This window comes from Allobosea sp. BK604 (genome assembly GCF_004341515.1).
Lineage (GTDB): Bacteria > Pseudomonadota > Alphaproteobacteria > Rhizobiales > Beijerinckiaceae > Allobosea.
Genome location: NZ_SLZF01000001.1, coordinates 353,218 through 367,635 on the forward strand (window position 1 = coordinate 353,218; position 14,418 = coordinate 367,635).

At 65.1% G+C, this 14,418-nt stretch carries 14 protein-coding genes and 1 tRNA gene; 7 read left to right on the top strand and 8 right to left on the bottom strand.

Annotated features, from left to right (window positions below):
* Nucleotides 1-17 precede the first annotated feature (17 nt).
* From EV560_RS01850 to EV560_RS01860, 4 genes are all read left to right on the top strand, one after another.
* Nucleotides 18-1,769, top strand: coding sequence for a methyl-accepting chemotaxis protein (locus tag EV560_RS01850; protein WP_165923271.1), 1,752 nt, complete (start codon nt 18-20; stop codon nt 1,767-1,769).
* 77 nt (nt 1,770-1,846) lie between these two features.
* Nucleotides 1,847-2,281 carry an SxtJ family membrane protein gene (locus tag EV560_RS01855; protein ID WP_248311847.1) on the top strand — a complete coding sequence of 145 codons (435 nt, stop codon included), beginning with the start codon at nt 1,847-1,849 and terminating at the stop codon, nt 2,279-2,281.
* A 13-nt stretch (nt 2,282-2,294) separates the two neighbouring features.
* Nucleotides 2,295-2,444, top strand: a complete 150-nt coding sequence (locus tag EV560_RS35655; protein WP_165923272.1) for a DUF5989 family protein — start codon at nt 2,295-2,297, stop codon at nt 2,442-2,444.
* 13 nt (nt 2,445-2,457) lie between these two features.
* Nucleotides 2,458-4,293, top strand: a complete 1,836-nt coding sequence (locus EV560_RS01860; RefSeq protein ID WP_131853429.1) for a carbamoyltransferase family protein — start codon at nt 2,458-2,460, stop codon at nt 4,291-4,293.
* A gap of 135 nt (nt 4,294-4,428) precedes the next feature.
* Here the strand turns inward: EV560_RS01860 and rfbC are convergent, their stop codons facing one another.
* The 6 genes from rfbC to EV560_RS01890 all read right to left on the bottom strand — a co-directional run bounded on the left by rfbC (nt 4,429) and on the right by EV560_RS01890 (nt 10,090).
* Nucleotides 4,429-4,992 (bottom strand): dTDP-4-dehydrorhamnose 3,5-epimerase, encoded by a 564-nt coding sequence (gene rfbC / locus EV560_RS01865; protein WP_131853431.1) that lies wholly within the window; start codon nt 4,990-4,992, stop codon nt 4,429-4,431.
* Nucleotides 4,993-5,218: 226 nt separating this feature from the next.
* Nucleotides 5,219-6,118 (bottom strand): dTDP-4-dehydrorhamnose reductase, encoded by a 900-nt coding sequence (gene rfbD, locus EV560_RS01870; RefSeq protein WP_131853433.1) that lies wholly within the window; start codon nt 6,116-6,118, stop codon nt 5,219-5,221.
* 2 nt (nt 6,119-6,120) lie between these two features.
* The gene (gene rfbB / locus EV560_RS01875; protein ID WP_248311848.1) at nt 6,121-7,179 is read right to left on the bottom strand and encodes a dTDP-glucose 4,6-dehydratase; all 1,059 of its coding nucleotides are present in this window, start codon (nt 7,177-7,179) and stop codon (nt 6,121-6,123) included.
* A gap of 223 nt (nt 7,180-7,402) precedes the next feature.
* A complete protein-coding gene (gene sciP / locus EV560_RS01880) occupies nt 7,403-7,678 on the bottom strand; it encodes a CtrA inhibitor SciP (protein WP_038359348.1) in 276 nt (91 codons plus the stop codon).
* Between the two features lie 98 nt (nt 7,679-7,776).
* Nucleotides 7,777-8,457 (bottom strand): flagellar hook assembly protein FlgD, encoded by a 681-nt coding sequence (locus tag EV560_RS01885; protein WP_131853437.1) that lies wholly within the window; start codon nt 8,455-8,457, stop codon nt 7,777-7,779.
* A 13-nt stretch (nt 8,458-8,470) separates the two neighbouring features.
* Entirely contained in the window at nt 8,471-10,090 is a 1,620-nt protein-coding gene (locus EV560_RS01890) for a flagellar hook-length control protein FliK (protein WP_165923273.1), read from the bottom strand.
* Nucleotides 10,091-10,330: 240 nt separating this feature from the next.
* On the opposite strand from EV560_RS01890, the gene mnmA reads away from it, so the two are divergent.
* From mnmA to EV560_RS01905, 3 genes are all read left to right on the top strand, one after another.
* The gene (gene mnmA / locus EV560_RS01895; protein ID WP_131853440.1) at nt 10,331-11,506 is read left to right on the top strand and encodes a tRNA 2-thiouridine(34) synthase MnmA; all 1,176 of its coding nucleotides are present in this window, start codon (nt 10,331-10,333) and stop codon (nt 11,504-11,506) included.
* Between the two features lie 39 nt (nt 11,507-11,545).
* A complete protein-coding gene (locus tag EV560_RS01900; protein WP_131853442.1) occupies nt 11,546-12,226 on the top strand; it encodes a class I SAM-dependent methyltransferase in 681 nt (226 codons plus the stop codon).
* Between the two features lie 69 nt (nt 12,227-12,295).
* Nucleotides 12,296-12,372: transfer RNA gene (locus EV560_RS01905), tRNA-Met, on the top strand.
* A gap of 160 nt (nt 12,373-12,532) precedes the next feature.
* Here EV560_RS01905 and EV560_RS01910 read toward each other — a convergent pair.
* Both EV560_RS01910 and EV560_RS01915 read right to left on the bottom strand, forming a co-directional pair.
* On the bottom strand, nt 12,533-13,099 hold the full coding sequence (locus tag EV560_RS01910; RefSeq protein WP_131853444.1) for a hypothetical protein: 567 nt from the start codon (nt 13,097-13,099) through the stop codon (nt 12,533-12,535).
* A 138-nt stretch (nt 13,100-13,237) separates the two neighbouring features.
* Nucleotides 13,238-14,104 (bottom strand): SDR family oxidoreductase, encoded by an 867-nt coding sequence (locus EV560_RS01915; RefSeq protein ID WP_131853446.1) that lies wholly within the window; start codon nt 14,102-14,104, stop codon nt 13,238-13,240.
* Between the last annotated feature and the right edge of the window lie 314 nt (nt 14,105-14,418).

The following is a 14,418-nucleotide window of genomic DNA, read 5'->3' on the forward strand; positions in this document are numbered from 1 at the left end:
TCAGCAACGGACTACGTATGTTCAAGAAATCTCTGGTCTTGCGCGTCGTCTGGCCGCTGGTCCTCGGCATCGGAACCTTGATCGCGGCGGTCATCTTTCTGTTGCCGCCAGCCTTCGACCAGATGATCCTCGAGGAAGCGACGCGGCAGAACCTCGCCAAGGCCCAGCAGACGCTCGCCCTGCGCAGCTTCTATCTGGAGACAGTGGTCAACAAGGTCACCGAGCACGGCACGATGAAGGTCTCGCCGAACTATCGCAACGAGGCTGCGAGCGTGCCGTTCCAGGCCTCCTTCATCAGCGACTATCTCGGCCTGATCAGCGATGGCGACACCAAGGCCGCCTTCGTCAGCCCCTATCCCTTTCCGTACCGGGCCGAGCGCAAGCTCGACGGTTTCCAGCAGGCGGCCTGGGACGCACTTCAGGCCAAACCCGACGAACCCTTCGTCCGCCGCGAGACGATCGGCGGCAAGGATTTCGTCCGCATGGCCGTCGGCGATCGGCTGAAGCAGAGCTGCCTCGGCTGCCACAACGACCCCGCCCTGTCTCCGAAGGTCGGCTGGCGCGAGGGCGATGTGCGCGGGCTGCTCGAGATCAGCCGCTCGGTCGACGCCATTCTCGCCACCAGCCACGCCACCTCGCGCACGCTGGTGCTGCTCTTCGCGCTCGGTGGCTGCGCCGTCGCCGCCCTGTTGATCTGGGCGATGCTGCATTCGACCTTGCGCCCGCTGCGCAAGCTCACCGACGCGATTCGCAAGATGGCGGCCGGCGGCGAACGCAGCAGCATCCCCTGTACCGAGCGCAAGGACGAGATCGGCATGATCGCCGGTGCGCTCGCCAATCTCAGCGACAGCCGCGAGGCGGAGCGGGTGCTGGCGCATGCCCTCGACGAGAACCGCTCGGCCCACCAGAACGAGCTGGCGGCGATGGCGGCGAGTTTCGAGAGCGATGTCCACAGCGCCGTGACCCATGCCGCGATCATCGCGGAGGCGCTGCGCCAGACCGCCGGCGAGCTCAGCACGCTCGCGACTTCGGCCGAGCTCATGGCGCGCGGTGGCGCGACGAATGTCGACAAGCTGCGCGACTGCGTCACCGTCTCCTCCGTCACATCCTCGAACCTGCTCTCCTCGATCATCGGCACGCGGCGCGCCGTCGGTGCCATCGCCCAGAGTGCCCAGGTGGTCGCCGGCGAGGCCGCCAGCACGGACGCGATCGCGGCCCAGCTCGCCAGGGCGGCAGACGAGATCGAGAGCACTGTCGGCATGATCGGCGGCATCGCCGCCCATACCAATCTGCTCGCGCTCAACGCGACCATCGAGGCCGCCCGTGCCGGCGAGGCCGGGCGCGGTTTCTCGGTCGTCGCCTCCGAGGTCAAGGCGCTCTCGGTCAGCACGAGCGCAGCGACTGCCGAGATCGCCAAGCGCGCGCAGGCGATGCGCATCGGCGTCGCCAGCGTGCTCGGCGCCATGGCGACGATCACCGATGCCGTCTCCAGCATGGACGAGGCCTCGACCGCGCTCGGCAGCTCCGTCGAGGCCGACGCCGCCAAGGCGAGCGACGGCTCCAGCCTGACCGAGCAGGCCAAGCGCACCACCACCGACCTGACCGCGACGCTCGACGCCATGCTCAGCAATGCCGTCGAGGTCAGTGGTCGCGCCGGGCAGGTCGCCGCCTCCGCCCAGGACATGGCCGCGCGCCTCGGCATGCTGACGGAGAGCGCCGAGCAATTCGCCATGCAATGGCGCAGGGACACGCAAGCCCGGAGGGCGTGACACGAGGCCGCCCGGATAAGCTGTTTTGCATTCGGGCGTTATCGTCTAGAGAGCGCGCGACGGAAACGGAGCATCGCGTGGCCAGCAAGGGCGTGCATCACGAATTCCAGCCGGGCCATGGCGCGGTGGAAGCATCGAGCGACCGGTCGTTCGGCCTGGTCTTCTCCGGCTTCTTCACGCTTCTCGCCGCCTATAACGGCTGGCATGCCGGTCGCGCCTGGCCGTGGTTGATCGCTCTCGCGGCGCTGTTCCTGGCCATCGCCCTGATCAAGGCCTCGCTGCTGGCCCCGCTCAACAAGCTCTGGACCAGGCTCGGCCTCCTGCTCGGCGCCATCGTCAATCCGATCGTGCTCGGCCTGCTCTTCTTCCTGGTCTTCACGCCGATCGGCGCGCTGGCGCGTCTGCTCGGCAAGGATTTCCTCGGCCTGAAGCGCAAGCCGGAGGCCAAGACCTACTGGATCAGTCGCGATCCGCCGGGGCCGGAGCCGGCCTCGATGAAAGATCAATTCTGATGGGGCGCCCCTGATGTCGTTTTTGCGAGAGTTCTTCCGCTTCATGGCGGCAAGGAAGAAGTTCTGGCTGGTGCCGATCCTGCTGATCAGCCTGCTCTTCGGCGGCCTGCTGGTGCTGACCCATGGCAGCGCTGTCGCCCCCTTCGTCTACACGCTGTTCTAGAGCGCTCCTGCCGATGCGCATCCTGGGAATCTCGGGCCTCTACCATGACAGCGCCGCGGCGCTGGTCGTCGATGGAGCGATCGCTGCCGCGGCGCAGGAGGAGCGTTTCACCCGCAAGAAGCACGATGCCGATTTCCCGGCCAGGGCGGTCGAGTATTGCCTCTCGGTCGCGGGCTGTGGCCTCGACGAGCTCGATGCCGTCGTCTTCTACGACAAGCCGTTCATCAAGTTCGAGCGGCTGCTCGAAACCTATCTCGCGGTCGCGCCGCGCGGCTATAATTCGTTCCGCATGGCGATGCCGCTCTGGCTGCGCGAAAAGCTGTTCCAGAAGAGCATTCTGGGCAAGGAGCTGCGCAAGCTTGCGCCCTCATTCGACGCCGAGAAGCTGCTCTTTACCGAGCACCATCTCTCTCACGCGGCATCGGCCTTCTACCCCTCGCCCTTCGACGAGGCGGCGGTGCTGACCATGGACGGGGTCGGCGAATGGGCGACGATGACGCTGGCCGTCGGCCGCGGCAAGGATCTGAAGATCCACAAGGAGCTGCATTTTCCGCATTCGCTCGGCCTGCTCTATTCGGCCGTGACCTACTACACCGGTTTCAAGGTCAATTCCGGCGAGTACAAGGTCATGGGCCTGGCGCCCTATGGCGAGCCGCGTTTCGCCAGGCTGATGCTCGACAAGCTGATCGACCTGAAGCCGGATGGCAGCTTCCATCTCGACCAGAGCTATTTCAACTACGCCTCCGGCCTGACCATGACCAATGAGCGCTTCGCCGCGCTCTTCGGCGAGCCGGTGCGCAAGCCGGAGCAACTGCTCACCCAGTTCCACATGGACATGGCCGCGTCGATCCAGGCCGTGACCGAGGAGATCGTGCTGCGCCTCGCCCGCTCGGTCCGCGCCGAAACCGGCCAGAAGAACCTCTGCCTCGCCGGCGGCGTCGCCCTGAACTGCGTCGCCAATGGCAAGCTGCTGCGCGAAGATATTTTCGGCAACATCTGGATCCAGCCGGCAGCGGGCGATGCCGGCGGCGCGCTGGGAGCGGCGCTGGCCGGCTATCACCTTTACGCCGGCCATGAGCGCCCTGCCCGCTCGGGCAAGGGTGACGCCATGCAGGGCAGCTATCTCGGCCCCAGCTTCTCGCAAGGCGAGATCGAGGCCGAGCTGAAAGCCGCCGGTGCCCGTTTCGAGACGCTTGACGATGCCGCCGTGATCGAGACGACCGCACAGGCATTGGCCGACGGCAAGGCCGTCGGCTGGATGCAGGGCCGCATGGAATTTGGCCCGCGCGCACTCGGTGGCCGCTCCATCCTCGGCGACCCGCGCTCGCCGCAGATGCAGAAGACGCTCAATCTCAAGGTGAAGTACCGCGAGAGCTTCCGTCCCTTCGCTCCCTCGGTGCTGCGTGAAGACGTCGCCGACTGGTTCGAGATCAACGAGGATTCGCCGTATATGCTGCTCGTCGCCGATGTGCAGAAGGGCCTGCGCCGCGAGATGAGCGAGAGCGAGAAGGCGCTGTTCGGCATCGACAAGCTCAACGTGCCGCGCTCGACCATTCCGGCCGTGACCCATGTCGACTATTCCGCCCGCATCCAGACGGTGCATGCCGACACCAACCCGCGCTATCACGCGCTGATCAGCCGCTTCAAGGCGCTGACCGGCTGCCCGGTCGTGGTCAATACCAGCTTCAACGTCCGCGGCGAGCCGATCGTCTGCACCGCGACCGACGCCTTCCGCTGCTTCATGGGCTCGGAGATCGAGCTGCTCGTCCTTGGCAACAGCGTGCTGCGCAAGGAAGAACAGGATCCGAGCCTGAAGCTCGACTACAAGGAAAGCTTCGAGCTGGATTGATTCAGCGCGTAGCCTGCAGCAAGGCTTGCCTGAGCCGCTCGATCATCCTTGCAAGTCTGGACTGCGATTCCGGATTTGCGCGGTTGAACCCAGAAACGAGGATCTCGGGAACCGCCGAGACCATTCCCGATCACGTTATTTCGAGAACGCGAATTGCGGGCCGATCTCGCTCAGTAGCGGGGCGTTGCGGTCCTTGCCCGAAAGTTGCGCCGCGTCAGCCGATGCGGGCCAGGAGATCCCGATCTCGGGATCGTCCCAGCGTACGCCGGCATCATGCTCGGGACTATAGTAGTCGGTTGCCTTGTAGATGACCTCGACATCATCGACGAGCGTGCAGAACCCGTGCAGGAAACCGACGGGAATCCAGAGCTGCCGCCAATTCTGAGCCGATAGCTCAGTCATGACATGCCTGCCGAAAGTCGGGGAGCCGGAGCGGATGTCGACGGCGACGTCGAGGATCGCGCCCTTGGTTACACGCACGAGCTTGCCTTGCGCGCGCGGCTGCTTCTGGAAATGAAGGCCGCGGATCGTACCTTGCTTCACGGTTGCTGAATGGTTGTCCTGGACGAAATGGACTGGCCCTACCACGCCCTCGAATCGGTCCGCACGGAACGTCTCCGAGAAGAAGCCGCGCGTATCTCCGATACGGGTCGGTTCGATGAGGAGAAGACCATCGAGTGGCAGGGTTTGGATCTTCATCTAGCGCCTCTTGGACTGTCAAAACCGGATCACTGGTTGACTTGAATAATACCGTAATGCTCGTGCTGGATCTGATCGTCAGCACCTTGAGCTGATCGGTGATGATGAACCCCTTCGGCCAGGCAATCTCCTCTGGACAGCAAATCCGCAGGGTCCGCGCTTCCCAATCATACGCACCAAGGTCGAGGCGTCTGTCGGCAGATCCGCCGTGTCGGTATCGCGCCCTTCATCGTGACGACTTCGTTTCCGTGACGAGCTCGTCCATGCAGCGCCCGAGCGCATCGCGCCATCCCGGCATGGCCAGGCCATATGCCCGGTGGAGCTTGTCGCAGGAGAGGCGGGAATTGGACGGTCGCCGCGCAGGCGTCGGGTAATCGGCTGTGCCGATCGATCTGACGTGGGCATGCGGCAGGCCGCGCTCGGCAGCGAGTTCAAAAATCGCCTCGGCAAAGCCGGCCCAGCTCGTCTCGCCTGTACCCGCGACGTTAAAGATGCCGCGCAGGGCCGTATCGGGCTCGAACTGCAGGCGCTGGCAGATACCGAGCACGACATCGGCGATATCGGGCGCATAGCTGGGGCAGCCGTATTGATCGGCTACGACGGAAATCTCGTCGCGGCTCTCGGCGAGCCGCAGCATCGTCCGCAGGAAGTTCTTGCCCTGTGCCGCATAGACCCAGGCGGTGCGCAAGATGACATGGTCGGGATTGGCCTTGGCCACGGCCTCCTCGCCCGCGAGCTTGCTGCGCCCATAGAGATTGACCGGTGCGACCGGATCGCTTTCCAGATAGGGCGTGGCCTTGCTGCCGTCGAAGACGTAATCGGTCGAGATCTGGACGATCAGCGCTCCGGCCGCTCGCGCCGCTGCCGCTACGGCGCCCGCCCCGACGCCATTCACCGCCATTGCCAGCTCGGGCTCGCTCTCGGCCTGATCGACTGCCGTATAGGCGGCGGCATTGACGACGATATCGGGCGACTGGGCGCGGATGGCGTCGAAAACGCCTCCGGCATCGGCAAGATCGAGCTCGGGCCGGCCAATCGCGACGAGCGATATTCCGGGAATCACGGCCGCGCGAGCGCGCAGCGCCGTCACGACCTGACCTTTGGTGCCGGTGACGACGATCTTCATGGTCAGCCGGCTTGCTTCAGCAACCCGAGCCGCTCGCCCGCGTAGACCTTGTCCCGCAGCGGCCGCCACCACCATTCATTATCGAGATACCAGCGCACCGTCTTCTCGATGCCGGTGTCGAAGCTCTCCTGCGCGCGCCAGCCCAGTTCGCCTTCGAGCTTCGTCGCGTCGATGGCGTAGCGCTGGTCATGACCCGGCCGGTCGGTGACGTAGGTGATCAGTTGGTCGTGCGGCCGAACGGCGGGGTGCAGCCGGTCGAGCAGGCCGCAAATGCTGCGGACCACATCGATATTGCGCCGCTCGTTACGGCCGCCGACATTGTATTTCTCGCCGATGCGGCCCTTGCTGACAATCAGATCCAGCGCCCGCGCATGATCCTCGACGAAGAGCCAGTCGCGGATATTCTCGCCCTTGCCGTAAACGGGCAGCGGCTTGCCGTGCAGCGCGTTCAGGATGACGAGCGGAATCAGCTTCTCCGGGAAGTGATAAGGCCCGTAATTGTTCGAGCAGTTCGAGATCAGGCCCGGAAAGCCGTAGGTCCGCGTCCAGGCGGTGACGAGATGGTCGGATGCGGCCTTCGAGGCCGAATAGGGCGAGCTCGGATCATAGGCCGTTGCCTCGCTGAACAGGCCGGTTTCGCCGAGCGAGCCATAGACCTCGTCGGTCGAGACATGCAGGAAGCGAAAGGCGTCGCGGCGCTCCGCCGGCAGCTTCTCCCAATAGAAGCGCGCGGCCTGCAGCAGGCTGTACGTCCCGACGATGTTGGTCTCGATGAACTCACCGGCGCCGGCGATCGAGCGATCGACATGGCTCTCGGCAGCGAGATGGATGATCTGGTCGGGCTGGAATCGCTGCAGCAGCGCCCCGACTCCTTCGCCGTCGCAGATGTCGAGCTTGGCGAAGCGGTAGCGCTCGGAGCCGGCGATCTCGCGCAGCGACTCCGGATTGCCGGCATATGTCAGCTTGTCGATATTGATCACGTCGTGGCCCGCGCCGACAAGGTGCCGGCACAGGGCGGAGCCGATGAAGCCGCATCCGCCGGTGATAGCTACGCGCCGCAAGGCCCTGCCTCCTGCCATGACACCCTCAACCCCCTCCGCCCAGTGAATCCGGCGCGATCGTTACGCCGCTTCACTGGCACGAGACGCATGACAGTTGGAAGCTGTAAATCCGCGCAAGGCCATCCGCATCGTCACAGCGACGGCCATCGGCCTGGCTTTAAACTGCAACGGGCGCGCCTTTCAGCGCGCCCGGAAGAGCGGAGACCGCCGCGGAGCCTCAGGCTCACTGGCGATAGTGCTGGATGCGGGTCGTCCGTAGGCCGGCAAGACCGTGCTGGTCGATCGACATCTGCCAGCTCAGGAATTCATCGACAGTCAGGGTGTAGCGCTGGCAGGCTTCTTCGAGGCTGAGCAAACCGCCACGGACGGCGGCAACCACCTCGGCCTTGCGCCGGATGACCCAGCGGCGCGTATTCATCGGCGGGAGATCGGCGATCGTCAGCGGACTTCCATCCGGTCCGATCACGTACTTCACCCGCGGTCGCAAAGGCTCGGTCATGATACACTCACACAACTCAACAGACCTATATGAGTTGACCATAAGCCCGGCGCTTTAAGAATTGCCTAAAGCGATAGCGCTGCCTTTCGCTATCACCGTCATGCTCCCTCGGCCCGCACGACGCTCTTGACCTTGTCGATGGCAACCGAGATGTCGCCGATCTTCAGCACCGGGATGAGGCCATTGAAATCGACGCCGTCGACCACACCCTTGATCTGGGTCTTGGTCGTGATCGGCTGGCCGTTGACGTCGACCGCGTCGACCGTGATCTGATATTCGCCATCCGCCGCCGTGCCGCCGATCGAGGTCTTGCCGTCCCAGGTGAATTTCTGGTCACCGGCGACGAGGTTCTGCGTCATCGTCCTGACGACGCTGCCATTCTTGTCCTTGATCGTGATCTGCGCGGTGCCGCCCTTGGCGGCATTGATGCTCCACTCGGCCTTGCCGCTCTTGAGCTGGCTTGAGGCGCCGTCGGCGGTGATGGTCGAGCCGATATAGGCGACCGCATTGGTCGCCGTCGTCGCCATATTGATGCTGAGCAGCGTGCTCAGCGTCTCGTTGGTCTTGAGCTGCTGTTCGACGCCCGCGAATTGCACCAGCTGTTCGGTGAACTGGTTGGTGTCGAGCGGATCGAGCGGGCTCTGGTTCTGGAGCTGCGTCGTCAGCAGCAGCAGGAACTGGTCGAAATTCCCGGCGATCGACGAGCTGCTGCTCGAGCTGCTTGAGCTGCTGCTACCGCTCGTGCTGGTGGTTGCGCCGGGTCCGTTCGTGATGGTCATGGCTGCTGACCCTTCAGATGCTGAGATCGACGCCGCCGAGCCTGACGAAGCGGCGAATCGGCGTGGGTTGAGCGGCGATGGCGATGGAAACGTCGTCGATCTCGGGCTCGGGCGCGGAGCGCCCATGACGCTGCGCCTGCTCGTCCTGCCTGCTCTGGCGGAAGCTCGACTGGTCGCCCTGATCACGCAGCGTGATGTCGACGCCGGCATCCGAGGGCTTCAGGCCGGCCTGCTCGAAAGCCCGCTCGAGCGTGCGCGCATCGCGCTGGAGCAGATGCAGCGTCTCGACCCGGTCGACTACCAGCTTGGCGCTGACCTCGCCCTTGTCGGAAATCTCGAGCTTGACGTCGACGCGCCCAAGCTCGGCCGGATCAAGCCTGATGTCGAAGCGCTTGCTGCCAGCGAGCGCCCGCAGGCCAATCTCGATCGGGACGACATGCAGCGGCGTCGGCTGCCCGTCGGCCCCACTGTGCTGGCCGTTGGTGAGCTGCTGCTGTGCATTGGCTGCGGCGGTCTGATCGAGATTTGGTGCCGCGACGCTGTCCGGCTTGCCGGCATGGGCCAGGGCAACGGGATGAATCGCAGGCGTCGCAGGTTGCTGCGGCGCCTGTTCAGCCGGCTTGACGATTTCGCCGGGCGCGGTCGTGGCCGCCGTGGCCGTGGATGGATCCGCATCTTCGCCCTTGGCTGCCTTGGTATGGCTCGTGCCGGCGGCGTCAGTGGGCTTCGCCTCGCCTGTCCCTTTCGCGACGGGCGCCTCGGCGCCGGGCGAGCTCGTACCGGTTAGCCCGAGCGCTGCCAGATCAATCGGCAATTTATTGACGGCATCGAGCCGCAGCGCCTTGTCGGGTGCGGTTGCCGGGGCCGACGCCTGTTCGGAAGCAGGCTCGCCTGCCGGTGCTGGGCCAGGCGGTCCGGGCGGCAACTCGGGTACGGTCACGACAGGCACCATTTCGAGCTGGATACCGCTCTGCTGGCCACCCGCGCCCTGTGTTCCCGCCGCGGCCACCTCGGCGGAGGCGCCGGCGGACGCTGAATCGGCGGCCGCAGCTGGCTGCTGCGCAGTCCCCTTCCCGGCCGCAGACAATGCCGGCGGCGTCGAAGCGGATGTCGCCGTAGCCGGATCAGGCACGGGCAGCGGCAGCGCGGCGACGATATCGCCGCCATCGGCGCCGGCCGCATCCGTTTTCGTTTCGGTGTCGGCCTCGCCCTCGCCCTCCGCCTTCTTCGGCTTGGCGACCGTCTCGCCGATCTCGCTCGTGGCAGCCTGTTCCGCCTCCGCGATGGCGACCAGGGCGCCGACATCCGGCTTGGGCTGGATGGTGACGGGTGCCGGGGTCTCGAGGGGAGCTGGTTGGGCGGGCCCCTGCACTGCCGCCGGCTTTGCCGGAGCGGCTTCCGCAGGTTTCGGCTCGGATGCGCCGCCGTCCTGCTGTCCCGGCTTTTGCGTCGTGGGCTCGCCGGCCTTCGCCTCGGGAGCTTTTTCGGCAACCGCCGGCTGCTTCTCGGCGGCGGGCTTGCTGGCAAGGCTGAACGGAGCAGCCTCGCGGCCGGCATCGGCCTCCGCTGCGCGGCGGCGCGGCGCGGCCGGCTCGGGGCTGGGCATCGGGAACGGAGCGGAGACGGCAGACATCGGCACATCCGGATTGCGGGCAGGAAACGCACCCGCTTCGCGTCGAGCAAGTCCCAAGCCAGCGTCCAGAGTCTTTGATTTCAATCTGTTAGCGCGAAAGATGCGGCATCGTCCCGGCAAGAAGCACCGGGCGTCATGCGCCCACGCGGCAGGAATTGCCGAGCTTGCGGCTGGCAGCAGGCTGGCAAAGCCGGTATAGAGCCGCCACATACCGCTTTTTACAGGACCGCGCCGCCCATCATGACCGTGCTCAACTCCCTCGACATCGCCAAGCCGCCTGCGGCCACGCGCGTCGTCGCGGCGATGTCGGGCGGCGTCGATTCCTCGGTGGTCGCGGCCATGCTGAAGCGCGAGGGCTATGACGTCATCGGCGTCACCTTGCAGCTCTATGACCATGGCGCTGCCGTGCACCGCGCCGGCGCCTGCTGCGCCGGGCAGGACATCCACGATGCGCGCCGCGTCGCCGAGGCGATCGATATCCCGCATTACGTGCTCGATTACGAGAGCCGTTTCCGCGACGCCGTGATCGAGCGCTTCGCCGAGAGCTATCTCGCCGGCGAGACGCCGATCCCCTGCGTCGAGTGCAATCGCACGGTGAAGTTCCGCGACCTGCTGGGCTTGGCCCAGGAACTCGGCGCCGATGCGCTGGCCACGGGCCATTACGTCGCGAGCCACGCGCTCGGCAACGGCCATCGCGGCCTGTTCCGCGCCGCCGACGAGAGCCGCGACCAGAGCTATTTCCTCTATGCCACGACGCAGGAACAGCTCGATCTGCTGCGTTTCCCGCTCGGCGCCATCGACAAGACGCAGACCCGCGCACTCGCGGCCGAGCTCGGCCTCGCCATTGCCGACAAGCCCGACAGCCAGGATATCTGCTTCGTCCCGAACGGGCGCTATGCCGACGTGATCGAGCGGCTGAAGCCCGGCGCCGCCCGTCCCGGCGAGATCGTCCATCTCGACGGCCGCGTGCTCGGCCGCCACGAAGGCGTGCTGCGCTACACGGTCGGCCAGCGCAAGGGACTCGGACTCAGCGCCACCGAGCCGCTCTATGTGCTCAGGCTCGACGCCGACACTGCCCGCGTCATCGTCGGCCCGCGCGAGGCGCTCGGCGTGCGCGAAATCAGGCTGCGCGATCTCAACTGGCTCGGCGATAGCGCGCTCGATGCGCTCCCCGAGGACGGGCTCGACATCGCGGTGCGCGTGCGCTCGACCCGGGCTCCGCGGGAAGCCAGGCTGCTGCGCGACGAGGTTGGTCTCAAGGTCGTGCTCGCCGGCGACGAGGAGGGCGTCTCGCCCGGCCAGGCCTGCGTGATCTACGAAAATGCCGGCCCGAGCGCCCGCGTCCTCGGCGGCGGCACGATCCTGTCGCCGACCCGCGCAGGCGTCGCGCGACCCGATCTCGCACTCGCGTCCTGAATTGCCGCGCCGATCAACCCGTTCCGACCGAGCCGCGCCATGCCTGTGACATATGATCTGGAAAGCCAGAAACGGGTCTATGCCGGCTGGGCGAAGATCTATGACCGCGTCTACCAGGGCATGCTCGAGCGGCCGCAGCGCGAATCCGTTGCGGCGGCCTGCGCATGCGGGCGCGATATTCTAGAGATCGGCGTCGGCACCGGCCTGACCCTGCAATATTTCACGCCCGAGTCCCGTGTCATCGCCGTCGACCTCTCGCTCGACATGCTCAGGATGGCGGCTCGCAAGGTCGAGAGCCAGAAGCTCGATCATGTCCTCGGGCTGATGGTGATGGATGCCTGCCGGCTCGGCTTCGCCGCCGAAAGCTTCGACGCCGTGACCGCGCAATTCGTGATCACGCTCGTGCCCGATCCGGAACAGGCGCTGGCCGAGATGGACCGCGTGCTCAAGCCCGGCGGCGAGATCGTCATCGCCAGCCGCCTCGTCGACGATCGCGACTTCGCCGCCCCGCTCTGGCGCGCCGTCGCCCCGCTCGCCAAGGCGGTCGGCTGGAGCGCCGATTTCAAGGTGAGCCGCCTGACCGATTGGGCCGCCGCCACCGGTCGCTACGAGACGGTGCATGTCGGGCGCGGCTATTTCCGGGTGGTCAGGCTGCGCAAGCTCGTCTCGGCCGCGGCGCAAACGACAAATGGCAGTGAACCGCTCGCCCTTGAGGCTTGACGGTCCGCACCCCTCCCCCTATACCGCGCCATCTCGATGGGACGCCGCCTTGCGGCGCCCGGAGTTCGGGGCGGGGTAGCTCAGCTGGTTAGAGCAGCGGAATCATAATCCGCGTGTCGGGGGTTCGAGTCCCTCTCCCGCTACCACTCGATCCGAGGACTATCGATCGCCAAAGTCCTTGATCGTGACGGTCGACCCTTGGCCAGGATCCTTCGTCACCTGCACTTGCCGGATGTCGACCACCGAGGAACCGCTGATCATCAACTCGCGAACCCGCTTCATGTGCCTGTAGCCGCCAGCTGCGGCTCACCAGGGGTCCTGTGATGGATCGAGGCCCGCCTGCGACATTCGTTTTCTTCCCATCGTGGGCCTCGGAGGCGAAGCGAATATCCGCAGGGTTCCGTCCGGATCTGAAGAGATCAAGAGCCCGTGCGGGGCATCGATGATGGTCATCGTGCGCGCTCTAATCGGACAAGCGCTTAGAAAAGCTTCGACACCTTCGCAAATGTCGAGCGTGAATTTCCTCGCGTTCAATTGCAGAACAACCTTGTCCAACAACTTCTTATGGTTTCCCGCACCGGTGGTAAAAACGAAGCGTTGAAGTACGCGCCTTGCCTTCTGGTCTTCGATCCCATCGACCCCGTTATGGAGTAGCGCACACCGTAGCGCGTAACAGTCCGAACCATCGAGAACCTTCCGGTAACGCGGCCCAACCCATCGATCAAACCAAGTCGCATATTGCGCCCCGCTGGTGCGTCCGTCCGGGCTTTCAAGGCTGCAAGCCATGTCCGGCAGCGTGAGCGCGAGCGTCAGCGCCGCGTAGTGGTTTCTGGCGGCAAGTGCATCCCTGGCTGCAGTAACGAATTCTCGCACGGTGATAACTCCTTCGCCGAGTGTCCAGGTATAGCCTCCGGTTAGAACAGCGAGCCTTGCGGCGATGACTTTGGATCGGTGCGGGTGATCCGGCCGTCGAGTGCTCAATAAGCTCCCGCGTAGGTCTACGATTTGCCTCTAGCTATTGAAGGCTGCTGCAAAGGTCTCTGGTTGAGCGACCGTAACGCGCCAATCGAGCTCTCCACCAAACAAGGCGGACGCGAGGCTGGAATCAAGGGCGCTGTAGTGAGGCCGCGGAGCGGCGAAGGCAAAATCGGCCATGGCGACCCGCTCGATACGAGGCGTCCGCCGTCCTGCTGCCTCCAGCACCCGGAACGCCGCAGCGACCCAATCCGCTCGCGATACTGCTGGCGAGCCCGCCAGGTGAAGGATGCGCGGCACGGCCTCCCGCGCCTTCATGCGTCCTGCCAATTCAAGCAATCGACCGGCGAGCGCAAAGATTGGAGTTGGCGACCCGACCTGGTCGCTTCCGACCTTGGCGATATCACCGGGGCTGCGGAGAAGGTGGCTGATGAAATCCTCGCCATCGCCGAACAGCCACGCAACGCGCGCGACGCAGATTCCGTCGTCGACGGCAAGGACGTTTCGCTCGGCTTCGGCTTTCGAGCGACCATAGTTATTGATGGGCGAAACGGGGTCAGCTTCGCGCCACGGACGATCAATGGCGTCCCCGAATACGTAATCCGTCGAAATATGGATGAACGGTACGCCCACCTCCGCACAGGCTTTCGCCATGTAACCGGGTGCCACAGCGTTGACCGCGTTCACCTGATTCGCCGCCGCCTCGGAAACGTCCACTTTGCTAACGGCCGCCGCATTGATGACAGCTGCCGGGCGTAGCCGCGCCAGTGCCGCTTTGAAGGCCGGGATGTCCGTTACATCCAGTTCAGCACGCGACAGCGCGTGCACGCGAACTCCGCCAACGGACGCCAATGCGCGCGCAAGTCGGCCATTTCCGCCGCTGACAAGAACTTGGCCGCTCACCCGCTCCCCCTTTTAAGGCAATCCAATCCTTCGAAAAATACGCGGCTCTGGTGAACGGCGGACAGTCTGAGCATCCTGAATGGCGTAGCAGATCAATCGATCACAGGCCCCTAGGGCGATATCATCCGCCGATACGCCGAGGTCATCAAGGAAATCGTGAGCGATGAAGCCTTCCCAAAATGAGGCGTAACATCGGCCCGATCGAAATGGTCGGAGCAGCCCCCTCGGAAGCCTGGCTCGATATCAATCGTCCGGCGACGTTGCCCAAGGCTCGACCACGTAGATCGTATTGTCATCGGCGCAGTCGCGCCGAA

Bases quoted from the DNA above. Each gene is read 5' to 3' on its own strand.
- rfbC (WP_131853431.1), bottom strand. From the start codon at position 4,992: ATGAAGATCCAAACCCTGCCACTCGATGGTCTTCTCCTCATCGAACCG.
- EV560_RS01850 (WP_165923271.1), top strand. From the start codon at position 18: ATGTTCAAGAAATCTCTGGTCTTGCGCGTCGTCTGGCCGCTGGTCCTC.
- EV560_RS01885 (WP_131853437.1), bottom strand. From the start codon at position 8,457: ATGACCATCACGAACGGACCCGGCGCAACCACCAGCACGAGCGGTAGC.
- EV560_RS01890 (WP_165923273.1), bottom strand. From the start codon at position 10,090: ATGTCTGCCGTCTCCGCTCCGTTCCCGATGCCCAGCCCCGAGCCGGCC.
- mnmA (WP_131853440.1), top strand. From the start codon at position 10,331: ATGACCGTGCTCAACTCCCTCGACATCGCCAAGCCGCCTGCGGCCACG.
- sciP (WP_038359348.1), bottom strand. From the start codon at position 7,678: ATGACCGAGCCTTTGCGACCGCGGGTGAAGTACGTGATCGGACCGGAT.
- rfbD (WP_131853433.1), bottom strand. From the start codon at position 6,118: ATGAAGATCGTCGTCACCGGCACCAAAGGTCAGGTCGTGACGGCGCTG.
- EV560_RS01860 (WP_131853429.1), top strand. From the start codon at position 2,458: ATGCGCATCCTGGGAATCTCGGGCCTCTACCATGACAGCGCCGCGGCG.
- EV560_RS01900 (WP_131853442.1), top strand. From the start codon at position 11,546: ATGCCTGTGACATATGATCTGGAAAGCCAGAAACGGGTCTATGCCGGC.
- EV560_RS35655 (WP_165923272.1), top strand. From the start codon at position 2,295: ATGTCGTTTTTGCGAGAGTTCTTCCGCTTCATGGCGGCAAGGAAGAAG.